At 48.8% G+C, this 26,298-nt stretch carries 25 protein-coding genes and 1 riboswitch; of the genes, 21 read left to right on the top strand and 4 right to left on the bottom strand.

Annotated features, from left to right (window positions below):
• The first annotated feature begins 9 nt into the window (after nucleotides 1–9).
• The 16 genes from MKX50_RS06815 (at nucleotide 10) to MKX50_RS06890 (ending at nucleotide 15,318) form a co-directional block, all read left to right on the top strand.
• A complete protein-coding gene (locus MKX50_RS06815; protein ID WP_213589267.1) occupies nucleotides 10–360 on the top strand; it encodes a restriction endonuclease subunit S in 351 nt (116 codons plus the stop codon).
• On the top strand, nucleotides 357–710 hold the full coding sequence (locus MKX50_RS06820; RefSeq protein WP_339158900.1) for a hypothetical protein: 354 nt from the start codon (nucleotides 357–359) through the stop codon (nucleotides 708–710). Before MKX50_RS06815 ends, MKX50_RS06820 begins: the two co-directional genes overlap by 4 nt.
• Before the next feature lie 475 nt (nucleotides 711–1,185).
• Nucleotides 1,186–2,274, top strand: a complete 1,089-nt coding sequence (locus MKX50_RS06825; RefSeq protein ID WP_339158902.1) for a DUF3880 domain-containing protein — start codon at nucleotides 1,186–1,188, stop codon at nucleotides 2,272–2,274.
• A gap of 37 nt (nucleotides 2,275–2,311) precedes the next feature.
• Nucleotides 2,312–3,445, top strand: a complete 1,134-nt coding sequence (locus MKX50_RS06830; protein ID WP_213589261.1) for a glycosyltransferase — start codon at nucleotides 2,312–2,314, stop codon at nucleotides 3,443–3,445.
• A 63-nt stretch (nucleotides 3,446–3,508) separates the two neighbouring features.
• A complete protein-coding gene (locus MKX50_RS06835; RefSeq protein WP_339158904.1) occupies nucleotides 3,509–4,957 on the top strand; it encodes a glycosyltransferase family 4 protein in 1,449 nt (482 codons plus the stop codon).
• 16 nt (nucleotides 4,958–4,973) lie between these two features.
• On the top strand, nucleotides 4,974–6,068 hold the full coding sequence (wecB, locus tag MKX50_RS06840; RefSeq protein ID WP_213589257.1) for a UDP-N-acetylglucosamine 2-epimerase (non-hydrolyzing): 1,095 nt from the start codon (nucleotides 4,974–4,976) through the stop codon (nucleotides 6,066–6,068).
• Nucleotides 6,058–7,044, top strand: coding sequence for a polysaccharide biosynthesis protein (locus MKX50_RS06845; RefSeq protein WP_155609510.1), 987 nt, complete (start codon nucleotides 6,058–6,060; stop codon nucleotides 7,042–7,044). The genes wecB and MKX50_RS06845 overlap by 11 nt, the downstream gene beginning before the upstream one ends.
• On the top strand, nucleotides 7,041–7,868 hold the full coding sequence (locus tag MKX50_RS06850) for an SDR family oxidoreductase (RefSeq protein ID WP_339158906.1): 828 nt from the start codon (nucleotides 7,041–7,043) through the stop codon (nucleotides 7,866–7,868). The genes MKX50_RS06845 and MKX50_RS06850 overlap by 4 nt, the downstream gene beginning before the upstream one ends.
• Nucleotides 7,865–8,797, top strand: a complete 933-nt coding sequence (locus MKX50_RS06855; protein WP_213589253.1) for an NAD-dependent epimerase/dehydratase family protein — start codon at nucleotides 7,865–7,867, stop codon at nucleotides 8,795–8,797. Before MKX50_RS06850 ends, MKX50_RS06855 begins: the two co-directional genes overlap by 4 nt.
• Entirely contained in the window at nucleotides 8,794–9,513 is a 720-nt protein-coding gene (locus MKX50_RS06860; RefSeq protein WP_213589251.1) for a glycosyltransferase, read from the top strand. Before MKX50_RS06855 ends, MKX50_RS06860 begins: the two co-directional genes overlap by 4 nt.
• Before the next feature lie 138 nt (nucleotides 9,514–9,651).
• Complete coding sequence (locus MKX50_RS06865) at nucleotides 9,652–10,059, top strand: hypothetical protein (RefSeq protein WP_213589249.1); 408 nt, start codon at nucleotides 9,652–9,654, stop codon at nucleotides 10,057–10,059.
• A 96-nt stretch (nucleotides 10,060–10,155) separates the two neighbouring features.
• A complete protein-coding gene (locus MKX50_RS06870) occupies nucleotides 10,156–11,088 on the top strand; it encodes a glycosyltransferase (protein ID WP_213589246.1) in 933 nt (310 codons plus the stop codon).
• Nucleotides 11,089–11,181: 93 nt separating this feature from the next.
• Nucleotides 11,182–12,471: a nucleotide sugar dehydrogenase gene (locus MKX50_RS06875; RefSeq protein WP_213589244.1), complete on the top strand. Its 1,290-nt coding sequence runs from the start codon at nucleotides 11,182–11,184 to the stop codon at nucleotides 12,469–12,471.
• Between the two features lie 43 nt (nucleotides 12,472–12,514).
• Nucleotides 12,515–13,204, top strand: a complete 690-nt coding sequence (locus MKX50_RS06880) for a glycosyltransferase (RefSeq protein ID WP_213589242.1) — start codon at nucleotides 12,515–12,517, stop codon at nucleotides 13,202–13,204.
• A gap of 45 nt (nucleotides 13,205–13,249) precedes the next feature.
• The gene (locus MKX50_RS06885; RefSeq protein ID WP_339158908.1) at nucleotides 13,250–14,239 is read left to right on the top strand and encodes a polysaccharide biosynthesis protein; all 990 of its coding nucleotides are present in this window, start codon (nucleotides 13,250–13,252) and stop codon (nucleotides 14,237–14,239) included.
• Between the two features lie 17 nt (nucleotides 14,240–14,256).
• Nucleotides 14,257–15,318: a glycosyltransferase family 2 protein gene (locus MKX50_RS06890; RefSeq protein WP_213589238.1), complete on the top strand. Its 1,062-nt coding sequence runs from the start codon at nucleotides 14,257–14,259 to the stop codon at nucleotides 15,316–15,318.
• Nucleotides 15,319–15,344: 26 nt separating this feature from the next.
• Here the strand turns inward: MKX50_RS06890 and MKX50_RS06895 are convergent, their stop codons facing one another.
• Nucleotides 15,345–16,424, bottom strand: coding sequence for a glycosyltransferase (locus MKX50_RS06895; RefSeq protein ID WP_339158909.1), 1,080 nt, complete (start codon nucleotides 16,422–16,424; stop codon nucleotides 15,345–15,347).
• A gap of 142 nt (nucleotides 16,425–16,566) precedes the next feature.
• On the opposite strand from MKX50_RS06895, the gene MKX50_RS06900 reads away from it, so the two are divergent.
• Nucleotides 16,567–17,826, top strand: coding sequence for a YhcN/YlaJ family sporulation lipoprotein (locus MKX50_RS06900; RefSeq protein ID WP_339158911.1), 1,260 nt, complete (start codon nucleotides 16,567–16,569; stop codon nucleotides 17,824–17,826).
• Nucleotides 17,827–17,915: 89 nt separating this feature from the next.
• Here the strand turns inward: MKX50_RS06900 and nagA are convergent, their stop codons facing one another.
• From nagA to MKX50_RS06915, 3 genes are read right to left on the bottom strand one after another with little or no spacing between them, the layout of a single operon-like run.
• Complete coding sequence (nagA, locus tag MKX50_RS06905) at nucleotides 17,916–19,100, bottom strand: N-acetylglucosamine-6-phosphate deacetylase (protein WP_339158912.1); 1,185 nt, start codon at nucleotides 19,098–19,100, stop codon at nucleotides 17,916–17,918.
• Between the two features lie 2 nt (nucleotides 19,101–19,102).
• Nucleotides 19,103–19,831, bottom strand: a complete 729-nt coding sequence (nagB, locus tag MKX50_RS06910) for a glucosamine-6-phosphate deaminase (protein ID WP_155609497.1) — start codon at nucleotides 19,829–19,831, stop codon at nucleotides 19,103–19,105.
• A 1-nt stretch (nucleotide 19,832) separates the two neighbouring features.
• On the bottom strand, nucleotides 19,833–20,672 hold the full coding sequence (locus tag MKX50_RS06915) for a MurR/RpiR family transcriptional regulator (RefSeq protein ID WP_339158914.1): 840 nt from the start codon (nucleotides 20,670–20,672) through the stop codon (nucleotides 19,833–19,835).
• Nucleotides 20,673–20,947: 275 nt separating this feature from the next.
• On the opposite strand from MKX50_RS06915, the gene MKX50_RS06920 reads away from it, so the two are divergent.
• The 4 genes from MKX50_RS06920 (at nucleotide 20,948) to thiC (ending at nucleotide 26,211) form a co-directional block, all read left to right on the top strand.
• Complete coding sequence (locus tag MKX50_RS06920; RefSeq protein ID WP_213589233.1) at nucleotides 20,948–21,412, top strand: MarR family transcriptional regulator; 465 nt, start codon at nucleotides 20,948–20,950, stop codon at nucleotides 21,410–21,412.
• Nucleotides 21,413–22,223: 811 nt separating this feature from the next.
• Nucleotides 22,224–23,714 carry a glycerol kinase GlpK gene (gene glpK / locus MKX50_RS06925; RefSeq protein ID WP_339158916.1) on the top strand — a complete coding sequence of 497 codons (1,491 nt, stop codon included), beginning with the start codon at nucleotides 22,224–22,226 and terminating at the stop codon, nucleotides 23,712–23,714.
• A gap of 132 nt (nucleotides 23,715–23,846) precedes the next feature.
• Nucleotides 23,847–24,071, top strand: a complete 225-nt coding sequence (locus MKX50_RS06930) for a LuxR C-terminal-related transcriptional regulator (protein ID WP_009225122.1) — start codon at nucleotides 23,847–23,849, stop codon at nucleotides 24,069–24,071.
• A 152-nt stretch (nucleotides 24,072–24,223) separates the two neighbouring features.
• Nucleotides 24,224–24,335: riboswitch (TPP riboswitch) on the top strand.
• 94 nt (nucleotides 24,336–24,429) lie between these two features.
• Nucleotides 24,430–26,211: a phosphomethylpyrimidine synthase ThiC gene (gene thiC, locus MKX50_RS06935; RefSeq protein ID WP_213589214.1), complete on the top strand. Its 1,782-nt coding sequence runs from the start codon at nucleotides 24,430–24,432 to the stop codon at nucleotides 26,209–26,211.
• Nucleotides 26,212–26,298: the final 87 nt, after the last annotated feature.

Below are 26,298 nucleotides of genomic sequence, written 5' to 3' on the forward strand. Positions count from 1 at the left end.
GATGATATCATGAGCAGAGAGCAGTCTTTTATGAATGTGTTGGATGCGGCAGCCAAGGTTCAATGGAATGTGGCTATGATTTTAGAGGCAAAGGCAGTAGAGGTTGAAAAAGCGCGCAACTGGATTATGAACCATGTGCACGGGGGGAGCTTCGAAAGCCACGAGAAGATGCTGTCAGAACCGCTCGATATTCATGAACAGCTGGTTGAAGTGATAGACGGGTTAACTAAGCTGCAGAGCGGTTTTAACAGTAATTTGAAGGCTGTGCTTACATCCGATGAGGATGAGTCGGGCTCTGACGATGGCGGATTTGACGGATTATTCAGCGGTTCCTTTGATTTGGAGGACACGGAGAAATGACAGCGGGTATCGGCTCTGTCGAGGCATCTAAGCTGCGGCTGATAGATTCGATTGCTAGGAGCCAAACAGCGATGGCGCGAATTTTGGACAGTCTGGCGGATGTGACGGATCATTCGGCTGAGACGGCCCGCCATTTAGCTCATAATATCCAAGTTCTGGCCAGGTATCAGCAAGCCATTGCGCAAACGGTATGCGGTATTAGACTGCATCAAGTACACTATGGAACTCCTTCAATGCCTTGGATTATGGATTCTTGTTACCCGGCAAACATCGCAGCCCGAGGAGTACGGGAGGATTTAATCCATGTTAACGACCAAGACCCGGCGAAAACGCCGAACAAAGCTGGTTAGAAGAAAAACAGGTTTAAGGGGCAAACACAAACGATTAGTTAGACGCAGACGCAGGCATCTTGTCCGGAAATCGGGCCACAGAATCAGGCGTGTGCGATCGCGGCGGAAAAAAACGGCCGTTTCGCCGGCTCGCGCTGTAACTTCCCCAGCAGGGATTCCAGAGCAAGAACTGCCAGTTGATTTGCCAGCGCCCCCGGTACATGATCCGGCCTTGTTTCAACAGGCCTATGATGAAGCCTACCAGGAGGGATTCAATTCGGGATTCTCTAAAGGCTTTGAAGATGGCCATAAATTATCTTATAAGAATAGAGTTTGACTGTAAGCGGGCTATTACTCCGGCACTACCGGGGAGGCCCGCTTTCTCGTGGCATTCGCCAATTTATGAGGTTTCCGGGTAGTCGTCCATGATGCACATGCCCTCCAAGCATATATTTATACAGACCTAGGAAATTTCAATATAGATAGGATGAATGCCTTGGAAATTTTGAATAATCCGGATACTAGCAAAGCCTACCAGGATGGGTTTCTTGAGGGCTATAGGTTCGGCGGGTGCCAGGCTGTTCTGGAGCGAGTCTCTAAGCAAGAATCGCCCAGCAAAAGCAAATGCCGCGTCCTCTATGTTCCTCAAGGCTTCGAGGCGATCGATCGCGGGGTAGCGGAGGCGCTAAGCGAGCTGACGGAAGAGTCCGCTGTGGCCGCCCCTGGGTCCGCATTGGCTATGGCGGTCTCCTTCCGCCCTGACTTGGTCCTCGTAATGAATGGTCTCCATGTATTTCCTCCTGAGCATGAGGAGCAAATCCAGGCCATCCGCGGGCTGGGAATCCGTACGGCGATATGGTTTGTCGACGACCCCTATTTTACGGATGATACGGTTCGGATGGCTCCAGCCTATGATGAAGTATTTACGCATGAACTGGAATGCGTCGAGCTCTATCAGAGAATCGGCTGCCGGAGGGTTCATTATCTTCCGCTTGCGGCGAATCCGCAAATGTTTCGCCCGGTGCGTTCTTCACTGCAATACCATTACGATATTTGCTTTATCGGCAATGCTTTTTGGAACCGAGTAAAGCTATTTGATCAGATGGCTTCCTACCTGCAAGACAAAAAAGTGTTCATTGCGGGGCAGCATTGGGAGCGCCTGGCTAACTATGACCTGTTGTCCAGGTTCATTAGCAACAAATGGATCGAGCCAGAAGAGACGGTGTCGTACTATAACGGGGCCAAAATTGTTATTAATCTTCATCGTCCTACGGAGGCCGGATCGGATAACCGGAATGGGCTGAACATTCCCGGGGGCTCGATTAATCCTAGAACCTATGAGATCGGCGGATGCGGAACATTGCAAATGACGGATTGCCGGAGCGATTTGACACAGCACTATAAACCAGGGTATGACATTGAGACATTTGCTGATGCGGCTGAGCTTCAAGCTAAAATCGATTATTATTTGAGCCACGATCATGAACGTATCCAAATGGCCTGGCGCGCCTTGTGGACGACTCGATCCAAGCATACGTTTCATCGGCGTATTACAAGTTTGCTTGCTGCATTGGAAATCAAGTAAGCAACTAGCGACGCGATAATCAAGAGGGAGTGACGATATGTTCGTTCATTCGGATTTACAATCAACGGCTATACGGGAAGGAGAAGCTCATGATTCAAGCAGGAGGGGAAGGGAGGCTGGGTTAAAGCATGGCTTCGAGGAGGGATATTTACGCGGGCGTGCAAAAGCGATCGTGGAGGCAGCCCCTATTCATTTCCCGAAAAGAGCTTTAAAGGTTCTCTATGTGTCCTCAGGCAAGGGCTTCCCTTATGCTCCCATCGATGAGGCCATTATTGCGACTCTCCAAACGCTGGCAGCAGAAGTGAGCGTAGCGGGGCCCAAGCAGCCGGTGTCGGAACTTGCGTCGAGCTCTTTGCCTGATTTGATGCTTGTACTGGATGGGATGGAGCTGCCTGTTGAGCAAGTAGACGCGGTACGTGCTAAAGGGATTCGAACCGCTATTTGGCTGACGGATGATCCTTATTACACGGATATAACCATAAGAACTGCGCCTCATTATGATTATGTATTTACCTTGGAGCGCAATTGCCTGGATTTCTACCGTTCTGCAGGGTGCAACAATGTACATTATTTACCTTTTGCAGCTCATGTAGGCCATTACCGCCCTACGTTAACCCGTTCCCCTGTTCGGCGTGCAATCAGTTTTATCGGCTCGGCCTACTGGAATCGGATTGAATTTTTGCAGCCGATCATTGGCGGCCTCATGGAAAAGGGCTTAACGATTAATGGAATTTGGTGGGACCGGCTGCCTGAATATGCATCCTATCCAGACCGGATTGAAATTGGTAAATGGATGGGGCCTGGCGAAACGGCAGAAGTATATAGCGGCTCAAAAATCGTGCTGAATATGCACCGTTCTCCTTATGATACGACCGTAAATAACAATTCGGTCGGCCTTACGGCTGCATCTCCCAATCCCCGAACATTTGAAATCTCCGCCTGCGGAACATTGCAGCTTGCTGATGTGCGGGATGACTTGGCCAGCTTCTATGTTCCAGGCCAGGAAATCGAGACCTTCAGCAATCCAAGCGAGCTGTACGACAAAGTTAATTTTTATTTGGATCATGAGACGGAGCGGCGTGAGATTGCGCTGCGCGCTTTGGAAAGAACGTATCGCGAGCATACGTATTCCCACCGACTTCATGAAATGCTCAGCCGGATATTTAGTTAGCCGGTTTGTCATTACCGTACAGGGAGGTGAGGCTCTCCTTGCCCCTTAGAAGGAGAGGCCATTATGTCAAAATTGAAGAAGCTGTTGTTGTTCTCGCATATTTGCAACAAGAGGAATATTACAGGAGCGGAGAAGCTGCTGCTCTTTCTGGCCACGAGATTATCGCCTTATTTCCAGTGCGTCATCGTCGTTCCCAAAGAAGGACTGTTAACACGGCTAGCCGGCAGATGCGGCATAAGAACGATTGTACAGAATATTCCGCTCCTATACGGAATGTGTTTGCCTCATGAAGGTTTAGCGCAGCATGCCGACGATTTGCTGAGGGGAGCAGCGTTTAAAGAGACTTCCCGGCTTCTAGCCGCAGAACGGCCGGATTATGTACTAGTTAATACCAGCACCCACGTGGTCCCGGCAATGGCAGCGAAATCTATGGGTGTCCCCGTTATTTGGCATATTACCGAAGTGATTGCCAGCAACGATTATACGGGAACTTCTATTCGAAATATCGACCAGTACAGTGACTGGATTGTATGCATTTCGGAATCTGCAGCCGCCCCTTTCCGCGGTTGCTCTGCCGGGAAACTCCGAATATTATATCCTTCTTGGTCTTGGAGTGATTTTAACCCCCATATGTGGCCGCAGCTGCGCGAGCAGCAGAGACAGCAATGGAAAGTGAATTCCGATGACAGGGTGATTGGCTATATATCGTCTTTTTTGATCCCTGAGAAAGGTGCGGATCATTTTATCGAAGCAGCCCTGATACTGGCAGGGCAATATCAGCAGAGCAAATTTGTGATTATCGGCGCTGAATTGAGTAACCCGTTTTATCTTAAGCTTCGGCAAAGGATCACCGAATCCCCTTATGCGGAACGGTTCATATTTATCGATTATGTGTCAGATATCGAATCAGCATTTAGCGCGATGGATGTGGTTATTGTCCCTAGTATGAAGGAGGAAGGCTTCGGCCTAACGGCGATGGAGGCCATGATCATGGAAAAGCCGGTCATTGCTTATGCTTCCGGAGGCCTGGAAGAAATATTGCGATTAACAGGAAATCAGCCGTTTCTCGCTCCTGTCGGAGAGTATTCCGAGCTTAGCGCAAGAGTATCCCGGTTCCTTGATGAGCCGGATTTAATAGAATCCGTCGGCCGCAACAACCGAATTCAGATTGAAGCCTGCTTCGGTCCTGAGGCTTATGAAGCTAATCTGCAGGCCATGTTGAACCATATTGGCCGCGCGACTCCTAGTGCGGTCCCTGTGGCAGATCTGCCTTCGCTTCGCCCCGTACGATCGAGTCCAAAGACTCGGCGCAGGGCTAAAAAGGCCAGGCTGTTGCCCTCTGCGCGAAGACGGCTGCAGAGCATAAAGAGCCGAAAGCTCGTCATGAATCTGAAGCGTCTAAAACGGGGGCGTAGGGGAAGCGAGGCTCGAGTGAAACGCGGCGCGCGGAGTATACGCTCCATCCGGCGGGTTAGCCATATGCGAAGAAGAAAAGATAAGAAGAGACTGTGAACAGGGAGATGAGAAAGTGAAGATAATGACGATCCTCGGAACACGTCCGGAAATTATTCGCCTCAGCTTGATTATTCCTCTGCTGGATCGTTATGCCGATAAGCATATACTCGTGCATACCGGGCAAAACTTCAATACCAGTCTTAGTGATATTTTTTTTCAAGAGCTCGGTCTCAGACAGCCGGATTATATTCTTAAAAACCGCAATACTACGCTAGGTCATCAACTGGCGGCCATGTTCTCGCAGATGGAATCGATATTAAGCGCGGAGCGGCCGGACCGGATCCTGCTTCTTGGTGATACGAACAGTGCGCTGTGCGCCATATTGGCTGAGCGGATGGGTATTCCCGTTGTCCATATGGAGGCAGGGAACCGCTGCTTTGATCTAGAGGTGCCTGAAGAGAAGAATCGCAAACTAATAGATACGATATCTACAATTAATATGCCTTATACCCCGCAAAGCAAGCAGCATCTCCTAGCGGAGGGGGTTCCGAGTAGGCGAATTATTTTGACGGGGAATCCGATCTATGAGGTCATGAAGCATTACGAGCCCTTCATTGCCAACAGCGATATACTGGATCGGCTGAAACTCAAGCAGGGCCAGTATTTTCTGGTTACGACGCACCGTGCGGAGAATGTGGATCATCCCGGCCATTTGCAAGAGATCATGGAGGGATTGAACAAAGTAGCCGAGGCCCATGGCCAGCGTTTAATCTGCAGCATTCATCCCCGAACGAAGTCCCGGATCGACAGCGATTTGAAAATAAGAATGAATCCGTTAGTCGAGTTCCATGAGCCCTTCGGCTTCTTCGATTTCGTGAAGTTGGAGCGGCATGCCCGCTGCGCCTTAACAGATAGCGGTACCGTACAGGAAGAGTGCTGCATCATGCAAGTGCCCACGGTTACGATTCGCAGAACGACAGAACGGCCCGAAACCGTGGATTGCGGCAGCAACGTCGTATCCGGACTCGATTCACAGAGAATCGCGGCTGCAGTGGAGCTGATGATTGGTCTGGAGCGGTCCTGGTCTTGTCCCGAAGGATACTTGGAAGAACGAGTCTCGCAAAAGGTTGTTAAATTCGTGCTGGGGGGGAAGGTGAATGTTCACTAATCAAGTCATTCTCGTAACCGGGGGAACCGGGTCATGGGGATATGAGCTGGTTAAGCAGCTTTTGCTTCAGCAGCCGAAGGAAATCATCGTATTTTCACGTAATGAGTCTACCCAGGTTGCTATGAGCCGGGCATTTGAGGATCCGCGACTCACGTTCCGTATCGGTGATATTCGCGATAAAGAAGCCCTGATGGATGCCTGCAAGAATGTGGATATCGTATATCATTTGGCTGCATTGAAGCATGTTCCCGTCTGTGAAGATCAGCCTTATGAGGCTTTGAAGACGAATGTTGTCGGCACACAGAATGTCATTGAGACAGCAATGGAAAATAAAGTGAAAAAGGTAATCTATATTTCAACGGATAAGGCGGCAAATCCCTCTAATTTCTACGGCATGACCAAGGCGATCGGGGAGAAGCTGATCGTGTATGCCAACTTGCTGCAAAGCGATACGAAGTTCGTCTGTGTGCGCGGTGGAAATGTACTTGGCACCAATGGCAGTGTAGTTCATTTATTTAAAAGCCAGATAGCCAATAAAAATCATGTACGCATTACAGATTTGAAAATGACGCGTTTCTTTTTCACACTTCCGGACGCTATCAGCTTGCTATTCAAGGCTTCTATTGAAAGTATCGGCGGGGAAATCTTCGTGATGTCTATGCCGACTTGCCGGATTGTTGATTTAGCAGAGGTGCTGATTGAGGCGTCGGGCAAGGAAAATGTGGAGATTATCGAGTCTGGGATCCGCCCTGGCGAGAAAATACACGAGATTCTGATGAGTGAATACGAGAGCATGACTACCATAGTGTACGATCGAGAATACCTGGTTATTCTCCCCAATTTGGATATTCCAGAATTAAAGGAGCGATACAGCCAGTACCCTCTTGTTCCGTTTGAGAGCTTCAGCTCGGAGCATAATTTAATGGATAAAGACGAAATCCGGAATTTACTGATTCGCGGAGGGTTCATATCATGAAAATACTCATCATCGGCGGTAACGGAATGGCAGGTCATGTATTGGTTCGTTATTTCCAGCGGCAGGGGAAGCATCGCGTATTTTATACGACCCGGGACACGAGCGACCCCGGGTCGCTCATTCTTGATGTGGATGACATTTCAGCAGTAGAACGGGCCGTTCAGCTCGTCAGGCCGGATGTCATCATTAATGCCGTAGGTGTGCTGAACCATTTCGCGGCCCAGAATACAATAGCCGCTTACCATATTAACGGATTCCTCCCGCACCGTCTCCGGCGGGCAGCAGACGCGCTGTCTGCCCGGCTAATCCACATTAGTACGGACTGCGTATTCCTTGGTAGTAAAGGGAAGTACACGGAAAATGACTTAACTGACGGTACATCCACCTATGCGGTCACAAAGGCGCTAGGAGAGGTTCGGGATGAGGGGCATCTTACGATTCGGACATCGATAATCGGTCCCGAAATCCGTGATCAGGGCATCGGATTGCTGCAGTGGTTCTTAGGCCAAAAAGGAAAAGTAAACGGGTATCGTCGCGTTCTCTGGAACGGAGTGACAACGATTCAATTAGCGAAGGCCATCGATTCTGTACTGGACTCCTCCTTATCCGGGCTGGTGCACCTTGCTCATCCAGAAACCTTCACGAAGCATGATATGCTGAAGCTATTTCAGGAGATTTGGAATAAGCAGGATGTAACCATTGTTCCCGTGGATCAGCCGGTCATGGATCGCACATTGGTATCGACTCGGAAGGATGTTCATTTTGCCCTGCCTTCTTTTCGCGGCATGATTGAGGAAATGGCTGACTGGATGGGAAGAACATGAAAGGCACCGTACTAGTTACCGGAGCCGCCGGCTTTACCGGACAGCATGCCTGCAAAAGACTGGCTGAAAAAGGCTATAGAGTGGCTGCGATTGTTCGATCCCATTCATCCCTTAAAACACTGTCCCCCATAGATCATGTGGATTATCATGTGTGCGATTTGAAGAGGCCGGCAGATATATGCGAGCTTGTTCAACGCATATCTCCCCGCTATGTACTTCACCTTGCCGGCAAAAATTCTGTTCCTGAATCCTGGGCCAATCCTATCCTATATATGGAGAGCAATATATTGGGGACGATTCATTTGTTAAACGCCTTGAGGGAGCGGGAGGGAATCCCCATATTAATTGCTGGCTCGCGCCTGAAATTTGACCTGAGTTTCCCTGTAGAGCCAACTCATCCTTATGGACTGAGCAAATCCATTCAAGAAGTGATCTCCCTGGCATGGGGGGAACTGTTCCATCAACATGTTATATTGGCAGAGCCTTGCAATCTTGTCGGTCCCGGCCCATCTACGGGCATTTGCTCCCTGCTGGCGGGATATATTGCCGCGCTGGAACGAGGGAAGCCCAGACCGCGTTTCCGGCTGTCATCAGCCAGCGCAACAAGGGATTTTCTCGATGTCAGAGATGCGGTAGACGCCTATGAATTGCTTCTGCGCCAAGGAAGTGCGGGCACGGTGTATCCGGTATGTTCCGGAGTGGAGAGAAGACTTGGTGACGTATGTCAGAGCTTCATTAATTTGGCTGAGACGGAATGTCCGCTCGAGGAAGATGTCCTTGAAGCAGCAGCAGAAGGTATTCCGGAAAGGGCTGCCCTTATACAGCCTGAGCTGCTGAACAGGATGGGATGGAGTCCGGCAATCCCTTGGGAAGTCTCGGTAAGCGATATTTTGCAATATTATCGAAGGGAGGAAGCGGATGATTTATGAGTGCAAAGGTCAGCATTATCATTCCTTTCTATAACTGCCCTTATATAGAGCAGGCGGTATCAAGCGCTCTGGCTCAAACTTATTCCAATATTGAAATCATTGTGGTGGACGACGGCTCTACTTCCTACGCGGAGCTCCTCGCGCCTTATAGGCATCGTATTCATTATCTGGGCAAGCAAAACGGGGGCACGGCTACTGCACTAAACCACGGAATACGCCATGCTTCGGGAGATTATATCGCTTGGCTAAGCTCGGATGACATATTTTATCCCGAGAAGATCAGCATTCAGCTACATGAGATGCTGCGGCACAAAGCGGTCATTTCCCACACGAATTTCAATTATATCGATGAGAGTGGAACAGTGACCCAATTTGGGGCAGGCGCTTTGCCCATGACCCGCCGAGAACTGCTGGAGATATTGACCCGTGGTAATCCTATCAACGGCTGTACCGTGATGATCAAGCGCAGCTTGCTTAAGCGGGTAGGACTCTTCGACGAGAGACTCCCTTACACCCATGATTATGATTTATGGTGCCGAATTTTGTTGGCGGGATACTCATTTCACTATGTGAACCAGCCCTTAATTGCTTATCGCCGCCATCCCGGGATGGGAACGATCCGTCATGAATCTTCCATCGTACAAGAAATTGCTTCCGTACGCTCCAGATACAGAAGGCCTTTCCATCGCCTGATACACCGCCATCGGGATGTATGAGTTAGATCGGGCTGCAATATTCATATTTATCGTTTAAAGGCTCGATTTAAGCATATGCCTTATGTTAACTGTCTAAGCGATGTTGAATGAACGAGCATATAGTATTGTAACTTTTAAATTTTCAGGAGGTGGCTTGTTTTGGGAACTTTCTTGGATGCAAGAACATCCGTTAATTCAAATCGGCCGGGGTTTCCTGGAACTCCGCTGTCTTCATCGCCGGAGCTATTTGGCATCATAGGGCTGCAAACACAAAACGTCCCTAATCCGATCGTTATCCTGCACGGTTCCATAGGAATTCTCGGGGACATCGGTGATGTAGTAACGATTGAAATTGTACGGGGGGCGACGTACGCTCCCCAGAATGTCATCTATAGAATTGAAAATGTGGTCAGCGAATCTACAGATACCCAATTGACGAACTTTGTGGCTGCTGATATTCATGCGCCGGCTGCACCGGAAACCATTTACAGCAGCTACGTGTCCGGCATCTCGACATCGGTTCGAAACGGCCCAGAATCATTCGTCGGCATGGCGTCAACCCCTTAATATTGTTCTTGTACGAAAGCTTGTCAGATAAATCAGGCAGGCTTTCGAGCTTTTTCTTGAAAAATCTTGAAAGCCGCCTCGGAAAGGATGAGGCTAATGAAGCGGCTTAAAATATTATTTATTACGAAAGATTTCAGCCAGTATTTAGAACGGAATTTTCATTATTTGCAGTTGGAGCTGGCGAAGCATGCTGATCTGGCGCTTTGTCACGAGGGAGGCAGGCTGGACGAGATTCTGCAACGGATACCGTTTACCCCCGATTTTATCCTGTTGAACGATATGTTTCACTCGACGCATTGTCCTCCGGTAGAAGGGGTATTCGATCTGCAAATCCCTTGGGGAATGATTATGCATGACCTCCATGGACATGTTGACAAGCGAAGGGAGTTTCTGGCTAACAGGCCGGAGAATATCTTTACAATTTACCGCAGCGCTTTTCGCCAAAGATATCCCGAATATGAGGGGAAATTACACTGGCTGCCCCATTTTGCCGAACCTACCGTATTTCAAAACTATAATCAGCCCAAGGACATTGATATTTTGCTCATGGGAGCCATCAACCGGCGAATATATCCGCTGCGTCATTTAATGAAGAATACGTATATGAGAAGGCCGGGCTTTGTCTTTCATAAGCACCCGGGGTATGTCAATTTCGAATCTGATCAACAAGTGCTGGTTGCTCAAAAGTTTGCCATAGAAGCCAACCGTGCAAAAATCTTTCTGACATGTGATTCTATTTATAAATATTCTTTGCGCAAATACTTCGAAGTGCTGGCCAGTTATACGCTATTAATGGCCCCGCCGAACGAGGATTTAAGAGATTTGGGCTTTAGGCCGGGAGTACATTTCGTTGCGATTTCGGAGCGAGATTATGAAGAGAAGGTAGAGTTCTATTTGCGGCCGGAGAATGATGCCCTGCGTGAGCAAATAACGAGACAAGGCTACGAATTTATTCATGAGAAGCATACGACAGCAGTCCGTGCGCAGAAACTTCTTACAATTATTCAGAATATAGTGAAAAGCAGATGAAAATTTAGTCTCGTAACTAAAGCCAGAAGTCCAAGCTAATACAATTCCTCCTTCATATATTACTCTAGCAGTATTGGAGAAGGAGGGCTGAAATTGAGTCGAACCATTGCCATTATCGGGCTTGGCTATGTTGGATTGCCTTTGGCTGCAGCGTTCCTCGAGAAGCAGTATAGTGTCATCGGGATAGATCTGGATCAGGATAAGATTCGGAGTTTGAAAAGAGGCCAAAGCTATATCGCTGATGTTGCGGACGAGGTCATCGAAAATGCTGTTCAGCAGGGCAGATTATGCATATCTAATGATTTTAGCAATATTAAATCTGCCGAGTGCATTATTATTTGCGTGCCTACCCCCTTGACCAAGGAGCATGTGCCGGATCTTTCCTTTCTTATCGATGCCGCCAAGAGTCTGAAAGATCATTTGCAGCCCGGCCAGCTTGTTACCTTAGAGAGCTCGACCTATCCTGGAACGACCAGGGAAGTATTATTACCCCTGTTGGAACAAAGCGGACTTACGACGGGCAAGAATCTCTTTATCGGTTTCTCCCCGGAAAGGGTAGATCCTGGCAACGAAGAGTTTCCGCTAACAGGTATCCCCAAAATCGTTAGCGGTGTAACGGAAAATTGCGCCAACCGGACGGAACAGCTCTATCAGACTGTTTTTAGCAAGGTAATTAAAGTGTCCTCCACAGACACGGCTGAAATGACGAAGCTGCTTGAAAATACTTTTCGTTTTGTGAACATCTCTTTCATCAATGAGTTCGCTGTCTTGTGCGATAAGTTGAACATCAATGTATGGGAAGTCGTGGAAGCAGCCTCTTCCAAGCCGTTCGGATATACAGCATTCTATCCAGGGCCAGGCATCGGGGGACACTGTATTCCCGTAGATCCGCATTATTTGCAGTGGAAAACGCAGCAAATCGGAGGGAGCAGCTCATTTATAGAGCTTTCTTCCCGCATCAACGAAAGCATGCCGGCCTACGTCCTGTCCAAAGTAAAGGAAGCGTTAGGTCATGACGAATTAAAGGGGCACAGAATATTAGTACTGGGGGTAACCTTCAAGAAGAATGTAGCGGATATTCGGGGCTCCAGTTCAATTGAGCTGATTCGACTGCTTGTCCGGGAGGGAGCTAAGGTATTGTATTACGACCCTTACATTAAGGAGCTGGATATAGAGGGAGTTGCACTTCAATCAACACGGGCGAGCGAATCGGAGTTTCGTCTTGCGGACTGTGTCATCATTGCCACTGACCACCGGGAGCTGCCGCTTGTGGAGGTATTGGAGCATTCGCGGCTTGTCTTCGATACACGCAATGCTACGGCAGGCCTGGCCGGAAAGGCCAAAGTTATAGTGCTTGGCGGAGGGCGGATAGATAAGGCGTAAGAGTAGGCTATAACTTATGAATTAATGAATAGGAGGAATTGGTTTGACTAGGCGGCTGGTTATCGATATTCGGTTCAATAACATGGGCATGTGCAAGGATCGATTGACCCGGCCTTGGGTAGAGCATCGGATCAAGCTGTTTCGGGATTTGACGATGAATAGCCTAATGCACCAAACGAATCAGGATTTTCTCACGATGCTTAAATACGACCCAAGATCGCATGACGTGATATATGAGGTGCTTCGCGATCTTCAAATTGATTTGCCGGATAATATTCGCTTTGTTCCTGTCGGAGAGATTGATCAGGCGGTTTCTGAATACATTCAAGGAGCGGATGAATTATATATTGCCAGAACAGACTCGGATGATCTGCTCCATCGGACTTATTTTCAAAGATTGCATGAATATCAGCATCAGCCTGAGACCTGGGCTTTGCTTAATCAGCATGGTTACTACTGGGATCGGGATCATAACGTAATGGCTCCGAAATTTTATGCTTCCCCGCAATTTTACGTACTGATCTACAACGTCCAAAGTTATTTGAAGGGCGACCGATATACAGTCAGAGACCATGGCCATGTCATCAAATTTCCGCATGAGAAGCTTGCTGGGCGCAATTGGGTCAACGTCGTGCATTCTACGAATACATCTCCTAAGAAGGTACCGGAGGAGCAGCGGATGAAGCACGAGGAGATCAAGGCCGTATTGCAGGATTACAAGTCCGGTTTGTAGAGGGAAGGCAAGCTCCGGCGGGTCGAAAGAAAGGAAGGTGCTTTAATGTTTAAGGATAAAATTATTCTTGTAACCGGGGGCACCGGATCGTGGGGAAGGACGTTGACTCGAACACTTCTCCGGGAGAATCCGGCAGAGATCCGGATTTTCTCCCGTAATGAATATGCTCAAGTGCAAATGCAGCGGGATTTCGGAAATGACCCCCGGCTTAAATTCGTTATTGGCGATGTTCGTGATTATGACGCCGTTGAGTCTGGGTGCAAAGGGACAGATTATGTATTTCACTTGGCAGCATTGAAGCACGTTCCAGTATGCGAACATCAGCCAGCAGAGGCTTTGAAGACGAATGTTATGGGGACGGAGAATGTTATCCGCGCCAGTATCGCCCAGAAGGTAGCCAAGGTTATTGACGTATCTACCGATAAAGCGGTAGATCCCATCAATACGTACGGTATGACAAAGGCGATTGGCGAGAAGTTGATGATTCATGCCAACCTTTTAAGCGAGCATACCCGGTTTACTTGTATTCGTGGTGGCAACGTGTTGGGGACAAATGGCAGCGTCGTACCGCTGTTCATTCAGCAATTGCAATCGGGTAGAGATCTCACATTAACCCATAGCCTGATGACTCGGTTTTTTCTTACAATAAATGAGGCGATTGAATTGCTGCTCAAGGCTGCCAGATCGGCCATCGGCGGCGAGATGTTTGTCATGAAGATGAAAGCCTGCCGTATTACTGACATTGCAGATGCGCTAGCCGAGCATTATTTAGGCCATACCGTTCCCTTGCAGGAAATCGGGATGAGGCCCGGGGAAAAGCTGCATGAAGTACTGGTCTCCCGTTATGAGTCGCCGTACACATACAAATATAACGAGCAATACTTCGTAATCCTTCCGTCCAATCCTTCTGCCCTACTGTTCAAACAATACAATCATCTTCCACGGGTAAGTTTTGATGAGTATCATTCGAATGACAGTCTCATTACCAACCAGGAAATCGTCGACCTTCTCCGGGAAGGGGGCTTTCTCTCCTGATTTCAATAAGCTTATGCATGATCGTCAAAGATGAAGAAAAATTTCTGCCGGAATGCTTAGATTCAGTATGCGGCATTGTTGATGAAATTATTATCGTGGACACCGGCTCACGAGACAGAACTAAAGAGATTGCCCAAAAGTATACTTCAAAAATTTATGATTTTCCTTGGTGCGATGATTTCTCTGCTGCAAGAAATTACTCATTCGAGCAGGCAACCCAGGAGTATATTATGTGGCTGGATGCGGACGACATTTTATTGCCAGAAGATCAAGAGAAATTGAAGAAGCTTAAGGAGAGTTTGTCTCCAAAAAGAGAAGTCGTAATGATGGATTACTGTTTGTCCTTTGATTCTGCGGGAATTCCTCTCGTCTTATCCCGCAGGCATCGCCTTGTCCGAAGGGACAAAAAATTGAAATGGATCGGAATAGTCCATGAATATATCGACGTTGCAGGAGCGGAGGTTTGTTTTGCCAATGTCGCCGTAGCCCACCGGAGGCAGGGCTCGCATGCAGAACGCAATTTACGGATTATTGATAAATGGATTGCTTCTGGCGGCCAGCTGGAAGGGCGGCTGTTGTTGCATTACGGGAGCGAGCTGGCAGATATAAGCCGATTGGAGGAAGCGGTGGTTCATTTGAATCGATTCCTGCTGCAGCCTGGAAATGCCCTGAGCGATTGTGTACTGGCATGCATCAAATTGGCGGACTGCTACGAAAACCTGGGGTTGAAGGAGAAAAAGCTGGAGACACTTCTTCGTTCCTTTCAATACGATTCGCCGCAGAGTGAAGTTTGCTGTGCGATCGGTGGATGCTTCGAAGAACGAGGACAATGGGAGACAGCGATCTACTGGTATCGTCAGGCTCTCCAAACCGCAGAGGAATTTGTACTTGGGTTTATGGAGAATCGCAGCTTTCGCACCTGGCTTCCCCACTGCCGGCTTTGTATCTGTTATGCAAAACTAGGGAACCTGGAGAAGGCCGATTGGCATAATGAACATGCGCTCCAGTATTTGCCGCAGGATCCGCAGCTCCTAGCCAACCGATCCAAATTCAATAATCTACTTCGGCCTCAAGCTTAGGACAATAACAGAAAAGCGAAGCGGGATCAGCCCTGCTTCGCTTTTAAATTTAGCAGCATGTTGCGGAAGTCTGCGGCGTATTGCTGCGGAGACATGAAGTTCAATACATATTCGGCTCCTTGATTCCGGATATGCTCACGCAACTGTAAATTTTCCATGAGCTCTAGTGCTTGCTGCACCGCGTCATCTTCATTGTCTCGATCAAAAAATTTGCCGGTTTCGTTATGCCGAATAAAAAAACGCACTCCTTCCGAATCCGTGCTGAGCACGGGACAACGGCACGCGATCGCTTCTGCAACGGCATAGCCGAATCCTTCAAGTACGGAGGTGGAGAGGAGAAAGCCGCCAGAGTCCCCCACCTGAGATAAATAACCCGGCATTGCGGCATGTGGGGCATTCGCATGAACTTTTATATGATCGTGTAGCCCATAAGAGTGCACCTTCTGCCAAAATAATTGAAGTGTTTCCTCTGGGCTGAGCATATCGTCTAAAAATACCCAGAACTCCAAGTTGTGTTTAAGCTCAAACAGAGATTTGGCGATTTCCAGGAATAAGCCCCAGTTTTTATTGATTTCGAGACGTCCAATCCATGCAATAACAGGCTTTGAAGGAACTTCTCCAGACTGGTAGCAAAATTTAACAGTATCAAGCGGGTTAGGAAAAGTAAATTTTGAGAGGGAGGGGCAAAACTCGTCAATTAACTGAAGAAGATGCGGGGTAGGGGGCATAAGTACTCCTTGACAGTTAGCCTGGAGTATGGATGCTCCTTCGTTTAGCGTATTTTTGGCTGCTGTCATTGTTCCGAACCCTTGTGCTTCGAATAATATGGGGCCAGTATATTTAAGTTTGCGGATTCTTTGCGGCATAAGGTAATCGGAAGTGGCAATAATGGCATCGTATTGAAACATTTGAAGTATTTTGAATAATTCAGGGTCTGTTGGGGAGATAAAAGTTGGGATGTCCGAGATGTTCTGCAGACCAGAACCTGTGCTTGTATATAGAAGATGTCCCTTGATGGCCACTTCCCGAAGCGCTTCGCATCGCAGGCGATTTAACGTTTCCACGCCTCCGCTGGGAACATAAAACGTAAACAGAACCTTCATCATGTGTCACCTCGAAAAATGTATATCATATAGTACGCGCCGAAAAAATAAGGGTGAGGGTATGTTTACCTGTATGCAGCGACTTTCCCCGGAGCATCCTAACGGATGTTCATTATCCATCACTTTAAAAACGGGGGATGACTAAATGCGAATAGCCAAAGTTGTTAGCTTGTCTTTGTCGGCAACGCTTATTGCCGGAATGGTCGGATTAACGGGCTGCGGGACTAGAACCGATAATACGAACATGCGATCTCAAAGCGTCCGCAACAACGGAAATTACGACGTGAATTCCCTGAGAACAGGCGATCGGAATTTCACGCGGAGTCTTGGCAACGGTCAAAGCGAGCGTATCAACTCGTTGAAGTACAGCCCTGCTTTGAGCAACAAAGTAGCGCAGATGCGAGAGGTTCAATCGGCTCATGTTGTGGTTACCGATCGCGATGCTTATGTTGCGGTAACCCTTCATGGACAGGGCCATCAAGGTACCGGTACAAGAGCCGGTGGAGTTAATCAAGGGACTACAAGATTTGGCAATCAAGGCATGAGCAATTATGGCATGACAAGCACCGGCACGACAGGTACGGGAACTACAGGTCTTGGCAGAACTCCAGGTACTTTCCCTAACGGTACGGCTGGATTTGGTACGGGAACAGGTTACGGTTATGGAACGAGAACGGGGACTGGCCTTGGAAACGGCACGATAGGATACGGCCCAGGCACTGGCATGGGATTAGGTTCGACGGGTTATGGCACAGGTACGGGAACTGGGACAGGTATTGGAGCAGGGACTGGAACCGGGTACGGAACAGGATATGGAACGGGATACGGGACCGCTGGTGGAAGAAATTATGATGGGCTTGGCGGAGGACTGATGGGCCGTTCTGGTGTAGCTGGAAGTTTGTTTGATACGACTACCCGCGGAAACAGAGGGGTAAACGGAATGAATGGCGGCACTGATGGGATGATTGGAATGAAGAGTACGCGCGGCAGAAATACGGTGGATGGTGTAGGAACTACTCGCGGTTTTGGTACGGGAACTGGGACGGTGGTTGATAATGTGCCACAAAGCGTTAAGGACCATATTTCCAGCGTTGTCAAGAAAACGGCTCCCCATATTCGCAATGTGCATGTATCCGGCAATCCAGAGTTTATGACCCACGTCAGCAACTACGCGACACAGCATCGCACTGGAGGTACTTTGCAGGGGCATGTAAGAGATTTCGAGCATCTGGTTAACCGGATCTTTCCAGGACGTGCTGGTACGATGACAGGTCCGAGCGGATACAGAAATACGGGTACTGGAACAACTGGTACTGGAACGACGGGTACAGGCACGGGCATGTCCGGTACTACCGGCACAGGAACAGGCAGCGGTACAGGCTTCTCGGGCGGAGTAACCCGATAAGAAGTATATAGTGCTGTGACAAAAAAGCAGCAGCTCAAAGGATGAATATTATTAAATCCTTGGCTGCTGCTTTTGATTATGTTTTATGATTATACTTCAAATTTCCGTCCTTTGACCCATGTATCCTGCAAATTCAAATCCGGGTCGACAAGCAGTAAATCAGCTTGTTTCCCCGTCTCGATGGAGCCGGTAAAATGGTCGATTCGGATCAGTTTGGCAGGGTTTAAACTGGCTGCTTCCGAGGCTCTTTCGATCGAAAGGCCGACTTCCCGAACCAGATGGCGGAAGCCGCGGATCATAGTCAGGGTGCTGCCCGCAAGCGTATTATCACTGTCTTTAAGGGTACATACATTGTCCTTAACGACAACAGGAAGGTCACCAAGCATATATTCGCCGTCCCCAAGCCCTGCCGCAGACATGGCATCGGTGATCAAAATCAGATTGTTGTCGTTCTTCACCTGAGCCAGAAGACGGATGGCTGCATGGTGCACATGAATGCCGTCAGCGATAATTTCCGCACTGATCCCGGGAGTGCTCAAGACAGCACCGGCCGTACCCGGTTTGCGGTGATGAAGCGGAGTCATCGCATTGAAGGTATGGACGGCATGATGCAGCCCGACCTGGACGGCCGCCATAATCTCTTCGTAAGTGGCATCAGTATGGCCCGCCGCTGCGACGATGCCCTCTTTGCGAAGGTATCGGGTCAGCTCCAGCGCTCCTTCTCTTTCCGGGGCAAAGGTTACCTGTTTGATTAGGCCAGGGTATTTATTGTTCCACGCTTCCACCCAGGAACGGTTAGGGGGCACGATATGTGAAGGATTTTGGGCACCGGGCCATTTTGGGCTGATAAAGGGGCCTTCCAGATGAACGCCTGCCAGCTGAGCATATGGCATGTCTTTTGACATATACTCGTTTACTTTCTCAAGCACTTCATCAATCACAGCTTGCGGCATCGTCATCGTCGTAGCAAGCATTGATGTCGTGCCTTGGCTGCAGTGCAGCTTCGTAATCGCGTCGAAGGCTTTCTTGCTGGGAATGGAGAAATCCTCCAGCATGCCACCGTGAACATGAATATCGATAAATCCTGGCAACACGTAGCTTCCTTCAGCATCAACCTTGGATGCCGAAGCCGGAGAATCCGAAGGCATTCCTGATGTCGAGCCCACGTATGCAATTAAGCCTTCCTCTACGACCACCGCGCCGTCGTGTATTATGCCTTTTGGCGTAACGACTTCGGCGTGAGTGATTTGAAAACTCCGGTTCGAGGCAGTCATGGTTATAGCAACCTCCCGGCATCTTGGTCGACGATGACGACGACGTTTGGATGAAGCTGCAGGAGGGAGGCAGGACATTGCGTTGTTACAGGGCCCTTAAGTGCTTTAGCCACGATTTCAGCTTTGTCTGCTCCTTTAGCCATCAGCAGAATTTGCTTCGCCTTCAGAATGGAGCCGATGCCCATCGTAATCGCATGAGTTGGCACTTCGTCGATGGAGTTGAAGTAACGCGCATTAGCTTTGCGGGTAACCTCGTCCAGCTCGACAACATGTGTCGCAGCCTTCAATTCGTCTGCGGGTTCGTTGAAGCCGATATGGCCGTTGTGGCCAAGGCCAAGAAGCTGCAAATCGATTTGTCCTGCTTGCTCTAGAAGCTGGGTATATTCCTCTGCGGCTTTATGCCCATCACCGGATACGCCTGATGGCACATGCGTATTGTTCAAATCGATGTCTACATGATTGAACAATTTCTCGTTCATGAATCTGCGGTAGCTTTCTGAGTGATCCTCCGCAAGGCCGATATACTCATCCAGGTTGTAGCTGCGGACTTCCTTGAAGCTGACCAGCCCTTGCTTGTGAAGCTCAATCAGATGCTGGTATACTCCGACAGGAGTCCCGCCAGTAGCCAGTCCTAATGCAGCCCGTGGATTCGTTTGCAGCAGGCTTGCAATAATTCCTGCTCCGGTCTCATTGAATTGCTGTTCATTGTTTACTTTAATGATATTAAACATATTATTCGCCTCCTGTACTTTTGCGATAAATTTGAACGTTCTGGTATGAATTTTTCAGTTTGGGCGTATATTCCGTAAATTCCAGACTTACCATTCCCGTGAATAGGATATCAATGACATGCAGTTGGGCAATTCTTGAAGCCATATCTCCCCGGCGCATTCCTTCCTCCAGCGAAGAAGAGAACAGCGATATGTCAGCCAGGGATGCAAGGGTGCTGCTCCCGTATTGGGTTAACGAAAGGGTGATCGCACCGCTGTCTTTGGCACAGCGCAGCGCATCTATCGTCTCCGGCGTTTCTCCAGAATAGGAGATTGCCATTGCCGCATCGCCTTCGCTTAAGCTGGATGCCGAAGTGATCTGCATGTGTGAATCCGCAAACGCAGTACAATTTTTGCCGATCCGAATAAGCTTCTGGTAGAAATCCTGCGCGATGACGGAGGACGTAGCCACCCCATAAAGATCGATTCGTTTAGCGCGGCAAAGTATCTCTACCGCTTTCTGGAGCTGGCTGATATTCAATAGCCGCGTTGTGTCCGTAATCGAAGCAAGATGATTTGCCTCCATGGCCTGGACGATCCTGTGCAGATCATTGCCCGCGATAATGTCCTGGTAGTGGCTTTCTGAAGGTTTGTGAGCGAGTTCAAAAGCCAGCTTCATTTTGAAATCGGGAAACCCTTTGAAATGAAACGACTTGCAAAATCTTGTCACTGTGGATGGACTGATTCCGCACTCCTCAGCGAGATCAGTAATGCCCATATGGATGACGGAACTAGGGGCGTTTAGAATGTGTTCTGCCAGTCGTCTTTCTTGGGGCGGCAAGCTGTTCAGTTGTGTAGACAACGCATGCAGAATAGGAGTAAGAATGCAAGTTCACCTTCTTTCCTGTAGCAGATACACAATAAGTCAATGAAAATAATTTTCGTGAATTTATCAAGTATCATGAAAACTATTTTAGTACATAATAAATTATTCCACTTTATAATGCAAGGTGTTTTATTACACCCAAGTGACACTTTTGAAACGAATTCCTTGTATTTTTAAGAATCGCATAATACACTAATATTTGCTTAAGCTTACCGGTGTTATCCGTATTAAATCCGATGAGGAGGAATAGCGTGGATCCGAATCTCGATCACTATATAGACCGGCTCCAATCGAAGTTTTCGGTAGTCGTCAAGAAGCTGCAAAACGAAATCATGCAGCACCGCGATCTGCCGTTAACGGGGCCTCAGTTCCATATGCTGTCGCTCATAGCGAAGGAGCGGAGCTGCAATGTCACTTATTTGGCGGAGGCACTGGTCGTGAAGCCGAGCGCGATCACGGTTATGCTTGACCGTCTCGTTCAGAACGGATACGTCGAACGCAGGCATGATGAACAGGATCGCCGTGCCGTGCTGTTATCCGTTACAGAGCATGGCAAGGAAGTGTATGATAAGGCGCGGAAGAAATCCAGGGAAGTGCTGGCCAATTACTTCGCTTGCCTGGATGAGAATGAGAAGGAAGTGCTGGAACGCGTTATTAATAAGTTTGATGAGGTGGGGCGTTTACGCCTTAAAGAGAAAGAAGCTGGTGAAGCCTAGAAAGGGAATCGGATAGATCCTAGGAAGTGGCTGGATGCCTGTTCCCAGCCCGGCTGGTTGTTTGTATATTATGCGGATTTGCTCGCATTGACGATGTCATCGGGATATTTTGAAATTAAGTTTGGAGTTCTTGTATATGGTCAGAGCGATTAAGCACCCTTGAGGGTGCTTTTTTTGTTTCGCTGAAAGTGTGGAGGAGCGGGTTCCACCATGTTGGAGAGGCTGCCGAATGCAGCGCCAACGGACCGTAGTTCCGCTATTTAGGCAAAAAGTTGCCTAATGCAACGTTAAGGGAGCGTAGTTCCGCTATTTGCCTAAAATAGGTCTACGACATGCGTTTTTTGGCAGATAAGAGCATCTGTGTCCGTAAGCTCGTCAAAATCAGCAAAAAGCGGGAATAAGTGCTTTGATGTCCGTTAGCTTCCCGGTCGATTGGTGCTATTTTGCGCATAAGATACTTTAGTCTTCTTAAGAAATTTAGTTACTTAGAGATACTTTTGGCTTAATGATACATACGTTGCTTTAAATGACTTGTTGAACCTAGGTAATTCAGGGTTTGACGTGCTAGCTGATGCTTAGTGCGGAAAATCCTTGGACAAACCATCACGTCAGAACTTTACTGGTTCGGGGGTGTTTTTTCATTTGTAACGCAATCCGCTAACGAGGTAGAATAAGGTTAATATTTCCGAATTTTAAATCTTTAATGTATTGGAATTCTGCAATTTTAAATGATGCTGGAACTTGAAAGGGAGAGCATGTTGGGCTCGGGTAATAGCAAAATTGAGCAAAGACCAAGGAGCGGAGGATGTTTATGGAACAATATATACTTGCTCTTGACCAGGGAACTACGAGTACGCGGGCGATTCTGTTTAACAAGCAAGGGGAGATCGTACATTTGGCGCAGCGCGAATTTCCGCAATATTTTCCAAAGCCAGGGTGGGTGGAGCATAATCCCAATGAAATTTGGGGTTCCACTCTCGCGGTGATCGCTTCCTGCTTGTCGGAGTCAGGGGTAAAGCCGGGACAGGTGGCCGGCATCGGCATCACGAACCAAAGGGAAACAACGATCATTTGGGAGAAGGAGACCGGAAATCATATCTATAATGCCGTTGTATGGCAATCCCGGCAGACGGCGGATATTTGCGAGGAGCTGATGGCGGCGGGCCATAATCCAGTATTCCAGCAAAAGACGGGACTGCTGATCGATCCCTACTTCTCAGGGACGAAAGTGAAGTGGATTCTGGATCATGTCGAGGGAGCAAGGGAGCGTGCAGAAAAGGGAGAGCTGCTCTTCGGTACGATCGATTCCTGGCTCATTTGGAAGCTGACCGGCGGCCAGGTGCATGTGACCGACTACTCCAACGCATCGAGGACCTTGATGTATAACATTCATGAGCTATGCTGGGATGACGAACTTCTGGAGCTGCTTCAAGTTCCGAAAGCCATGCTTCCCGAAGTACGCTCATCTTCTGAGGTTTACGGACGGACGGCGCCTTACCATTTCTTTGGACATGAGGTGCCGATTGCGGGAGCTGCGGGCGACCAGCAGGCCGCTTTATTCGGACAAAACTGCTTCGAGCGGGGCATGGTAAAAACGACGTACGGCACAGGCTGCTTCATGCTGATGAATACGGGCGATCAGCCAGTCTCGTCGGGTCATGGCCTCATTACATCGATTGCCTGGGGGATCGGCGGCAAGGTTGAGTATGCGCTTGAGGGAAGTATCTTCGTCTCCGGTTCAGCCATACAATGGCTAAGAGACGGTTTGCGGATGTTTAGGGAGTCGAAGGACAGCGAAAGGTATGCCGAACGCGTCCAGTCCACGGAGGGGGTATACGTCGTGCCGGCCTTTGTCGGCTTAGGCAGCCCATATTGGGACAGCGACGTTCGAGGCGCTGTATTTGGCCTCACTCGGGGAACGAGTAAGGAGCATTTTATCCGCGCAACCCTTGAATCCTTGGCTTATCAGACCAAAGACATTCTAGTGGCGATGGAGAAGGATTGCGGCTACAAGGTGAATACAATGCGGGTAGACGGGGGAGCGGTATCGAATACGTTCCTGATGGCATTCCAAAGCGATATTCTCGATGTTCCGGTGGAACGTCCGGCTGTGCGCGAGACGACCGCGCTAGGCGCAGCCTATCTGGCCGGGCTTGCCGTCGGTTATTGGCGGGATCTTGAAGAAATTCGCCGCATTTGGAGCTTGGAACGGCGATTTGAACCGACAATGCCGGAAGATGAGCGTGAATCGCTCTACAATGGCTGGAAAAAAGCCATTTATGCCGCTATGGCCTTCAAATGAGGAATGGGCTGCCAAAAGCAGCCCATTTTTGCTTTGTATCGCACGCTTACTCGCTGTTTTTCATAATATGTTTTGACTGTATCCCTTAACCTTGTTATACCACAAAACCCGAGCAAGGAGGGGTGACGCATTTTGAAAAGCAGCGATCGTAACAGCAAATTTCTGTTGACTCATCGTGAGCGGGAAGTTTTTGAACTCCTCGTGCAGGATAAAACGACGCGCGACATTGCGGGGCAATTATTCATTAGCGAGAAGACCGTACGAAATCATATTTCTAATGTCATGCAGAAATTGAACGTAAAAGGTCGTGCGCAGGCGGTTGTCGAGCTGATTAAGCTTGGGGAGCTGAAGATCTGACGGTTTGGGCAAAACACGTCAAAAATCGTAAGCCTTCTAATTCCTTGTCCGGAGAGGAAAGGAACTAGGAGGTTTTTTGTTGTTTGAGGCTGATGAAGGAATTCTAGTTTGGGGTTGATAATTCCTTATTTTCCATATATTATATATTGGTGAATTGAATAAACGGGAGCTTGGGCCAACCAGGCTGAGAGGATAGCTAATGCGCTGTCGACCGTAATACCTGATCTGGGTAATGCCAGCGGAGGAAACGTTCGAGCCTTTGTGTACACAGAGACCGCTTCTTTCGTTGCGGTCTTTTTGTGTTGCACTTGGCAGCAGCATCTCCGCTTGAACCCATTCATTCTAAGGAGGAATAGAAATGGCAAGCGAAACCAGCAACAACACAGTCAACCCCGAGTTCTTAGCTTTTCCGGGCAGCCGCAAGGTGTATCTTCAAGGTTCACGGCCGGATATACAAGTGCCCATGAGAGAGATTGCACTTGCGCCGACCGTTCGCGGAGAATCGGTAGAAGAGAATGAACCTGTTCGGGTATATGATTGCAGCGGTCCTTACACAGACGCTAACTATCATGCGGATATTAGGACAGGGCTTCCAGCGAACCGCAAAAATTGGATTCTGGAGCGGGGGGATGTGGAGGTTTATGAAGGCAGGAGCATCAGACCTGAGGATGATGGATACCAAACTGAAATGCAGCTTGATCAGACGGAGACATTCCCCGGCCTGCGCCGTAAGCCTTTAAGAGCTAAAGCCGGCCGCAATGTGACGCAGATGCATTACGCAAGAAAGGGTATCATCACGCCCGAAATGGAGTACATTTCAATCCGGGAGAACGTGACTCCGGAATTCGTACGCAGGGAAGTTGCCGAAGGCAGAGCGATTATTCCCTCCAACATTAATCATCCCGAAAGCGAGCCGATGATTATAGGCCGTCATTTTCTGGTCAAAATCAATGCAAACATCGGCAATTCGGCCGTCGCCTCCTCCATTGAGGAGGAAGTGGAGAAGATGAGATGGGCGACCCGTTGGGGCGCTGACACGATTATGGATCTTTCCACGGGGAAAAACATTCATACGACGCGGGAGTGGATCATCCGCAATTCACCGGTGCCTGTAGGCACAGTCCCGCTCTACCAGGCATTGGAGAAGGTAGGCGGAAAGGCCGAGGCACTGAGCTGGGAAGTCTACCGCGATACATTGATCGAGCAAGCGGAGCAGGGTGTCGACTATTTTACGATCCATGCCGGAGTGCTTCTGCGGTATATTCCGTTAACGGCTAAGCGTGTCACAGGCATTGTATCTCGCGGCGGGTCCATCATGGCAGCCTGGTGCCTTGCTCATCATCAAGAAAACTTTCTCTATACCCATTTTGAAGAAATCTGTGAAATCATGAAAAGCTATGACATCGCTTTTTCGCTTGGCGACGGCCTGCGGCCGGGTTCGATTGCGGATGCTAACGACGAAGCTCAGTTCGCTGAGCTCGAGACGCTCGGCGAACTGACCCAAATCGCTTGGGAGCATGACGTTCAGGTGATGATCGAAGGGCCGGGCCACGTACCGATGCACTTAATTAAAGAAAATGTAGACAAACAAATGGAGATATGCCAGGAGGCTCCTTTCTATACGCTGGGTCCGCTAACTACGGATATCGCTCCAGGCTATGATCATATTACTTCAGCGATAGGAGCGGCCATGATTGGTTGGTTCGGGACGGCTATGCTGTGTTATGTGACGCCTAAGGAACACCTCGGCCTCCCTAATAAAGACGATGTTCGCGAGGGAGTCATTGCTTATAAAATAGCTGCACATGCAGCTGATCTAGCGAAGGGACATCCTGGGGCCCAGGAACGAGACAACGCGTTATCCAAGGCCCGGTTCGAATTCCGCTGGCGGGACCAATTCAACCTCTCGCTCGATCCTGAGAGGGCTCTGGAGTATCATGATGAAACACTGCCCGCGGAAGGAGCCAAGACCGCTCACTTCTGTTCCATGTGCGGCCCTAAATTTTGCAGCATGAGAATCACTCAGGACATTCGCGATTATGCCAAGCAGCATGGAATTGAAGAAGAGGAGGCTATCGCCAATGGCCTTAAGGAAAAATCACGGCAGTTCAAAGAAGCGGGAAATGTCATTTATCGTTAAAATTTTATTCGAAATCATATGACGAATGACATACAGAAATCGAAAGATTGAATATAATAAGGGTTGTACGCAGATGGTTCCTGATTT

This window comes from Paenibacillus sp. FSL W8-0186 (assembly GCF_037969765.1).
Lineage (GTDB): Bacteria > Bacillota > Bacilli > Paenibacillales > Paenibacillaceae > Fontibacillus > Fontibacillus woosongensis.

Bases quoted from the DNA above. Each gene is read 5' to 3' on its own strand.
- MKX50_RS06870 (WP_213589246.1), top strand. From the start codon at position 10,156: ATGAAGCGGCTTAAAATATTATTTATTACGAAAGATTTCAGCCAGTAT.
- glpK (WP_339158916.1), top strand. From the start codon at position 22,224: ATGGAACAATATATACTTGCTCTTGACCAGGGAACTACGAGTACGCGG.
- nagB (WP_155609497.1), bottom strand. From the start codon at position 19,831: ATGTTTAATATCATTAAAGTAAACAATGAACAGCAATTCAATGAGACC.
- MKX50_RS06895 (WP_339158909.1), bottom strand. From the start codon at position 16,424: ATGATGAAGGTTCTGTTTACGTTTTATGTTCCCAGCGGAGGCGTGGAA.
- MKX50_RS06855 (WP_213589253.1), top strand. From the start codon at position 7,865: ATGAAAGGCACCGTACTAGTTACCGGAGCCGCCGGCTTTACCGGACAG.
- MKX50_RS06815 (WP_213589267.1), top strand. From the start codon at position 10: ATGAGCAGAGAGCAGTCTTTTATGAATGTGTTGGATGCGGCAGCCAAG.
- MKX50_RS06845 (WP_155609510.1), top strand. From the start codon at position 6,058: ATGTTCACTAATCAAGTCATTCTCGTAACCGGGGGAACCGGGTCATGG.
- MKX50_RS06835 (WP_339158904.1), top strand. From the start codon at position 3,509: ATGTCAAAATTGAAGAAGCTGTTGTTGTTCTCGCATATTTGCAACAAG.
- MKX50_RS06820 (WP_339158900.1), top strand. From the start codon at position 357: ATGACAGCGGGTATCGGCTCTGTCGAGGCATCTAAGCTGCGGCTGATA.
- MKX50_RS06900 (WP_339158911.1), top strand. From the start codon at position 16,567: ATGCGAATAGCCAAAGTTGTTAGCTTGTCTTTGTCGGCAACGCTTATT.
- MKX50_RS06860 (WP_213589251.1), top strand. From the start codon at position 8,794: ATGAGTGCAAAGGTCAGCATTATCATTCCTTTCTATAACTGCCCTTAT.
- MKX50_RS06830 (WP_213589261.1), top strand. From the start codon at position 2,312: ATGTTCGTTCATTCGGATTTACAATCAACGGCTATACGGGAAGGAGAA.
- thiC (WP_213589214.1), top strand. From the start codon at position 24,430: ATGGCAAGCGAAACCAGCAACAACACAGTCAACCCCGAGTTCTTAGCT.
- nagA (WP_339158912.1), bottom strand. From the start codon at position 19,100: ATGACTGCCTCGAACCGGAGTTTTCAAATCACTCACGCCGAAGTCGTT.
- MKX50_RS06890 (WP_213589238.1), top strand. From the start codon at position 14,257: ATGATCGTCAAAGATGAAGAAAAATTTCTGCCGGAATGCTTAGATTCA.
- MKX50_RS06885 (WP_339158908.1), top strand. From the start codon at position 13,250: ATGTTTAAGGATAAAATTATTCTTGTAACCGGGGGCACCGGATCGTGG.
- MKX50_RS06850 (WP_339158906.1), top strand. From the start codon at position 7,041: ATGAAAATACTCATCATCGGCGGTAACGGAATGGCAGGTCATGTATTG.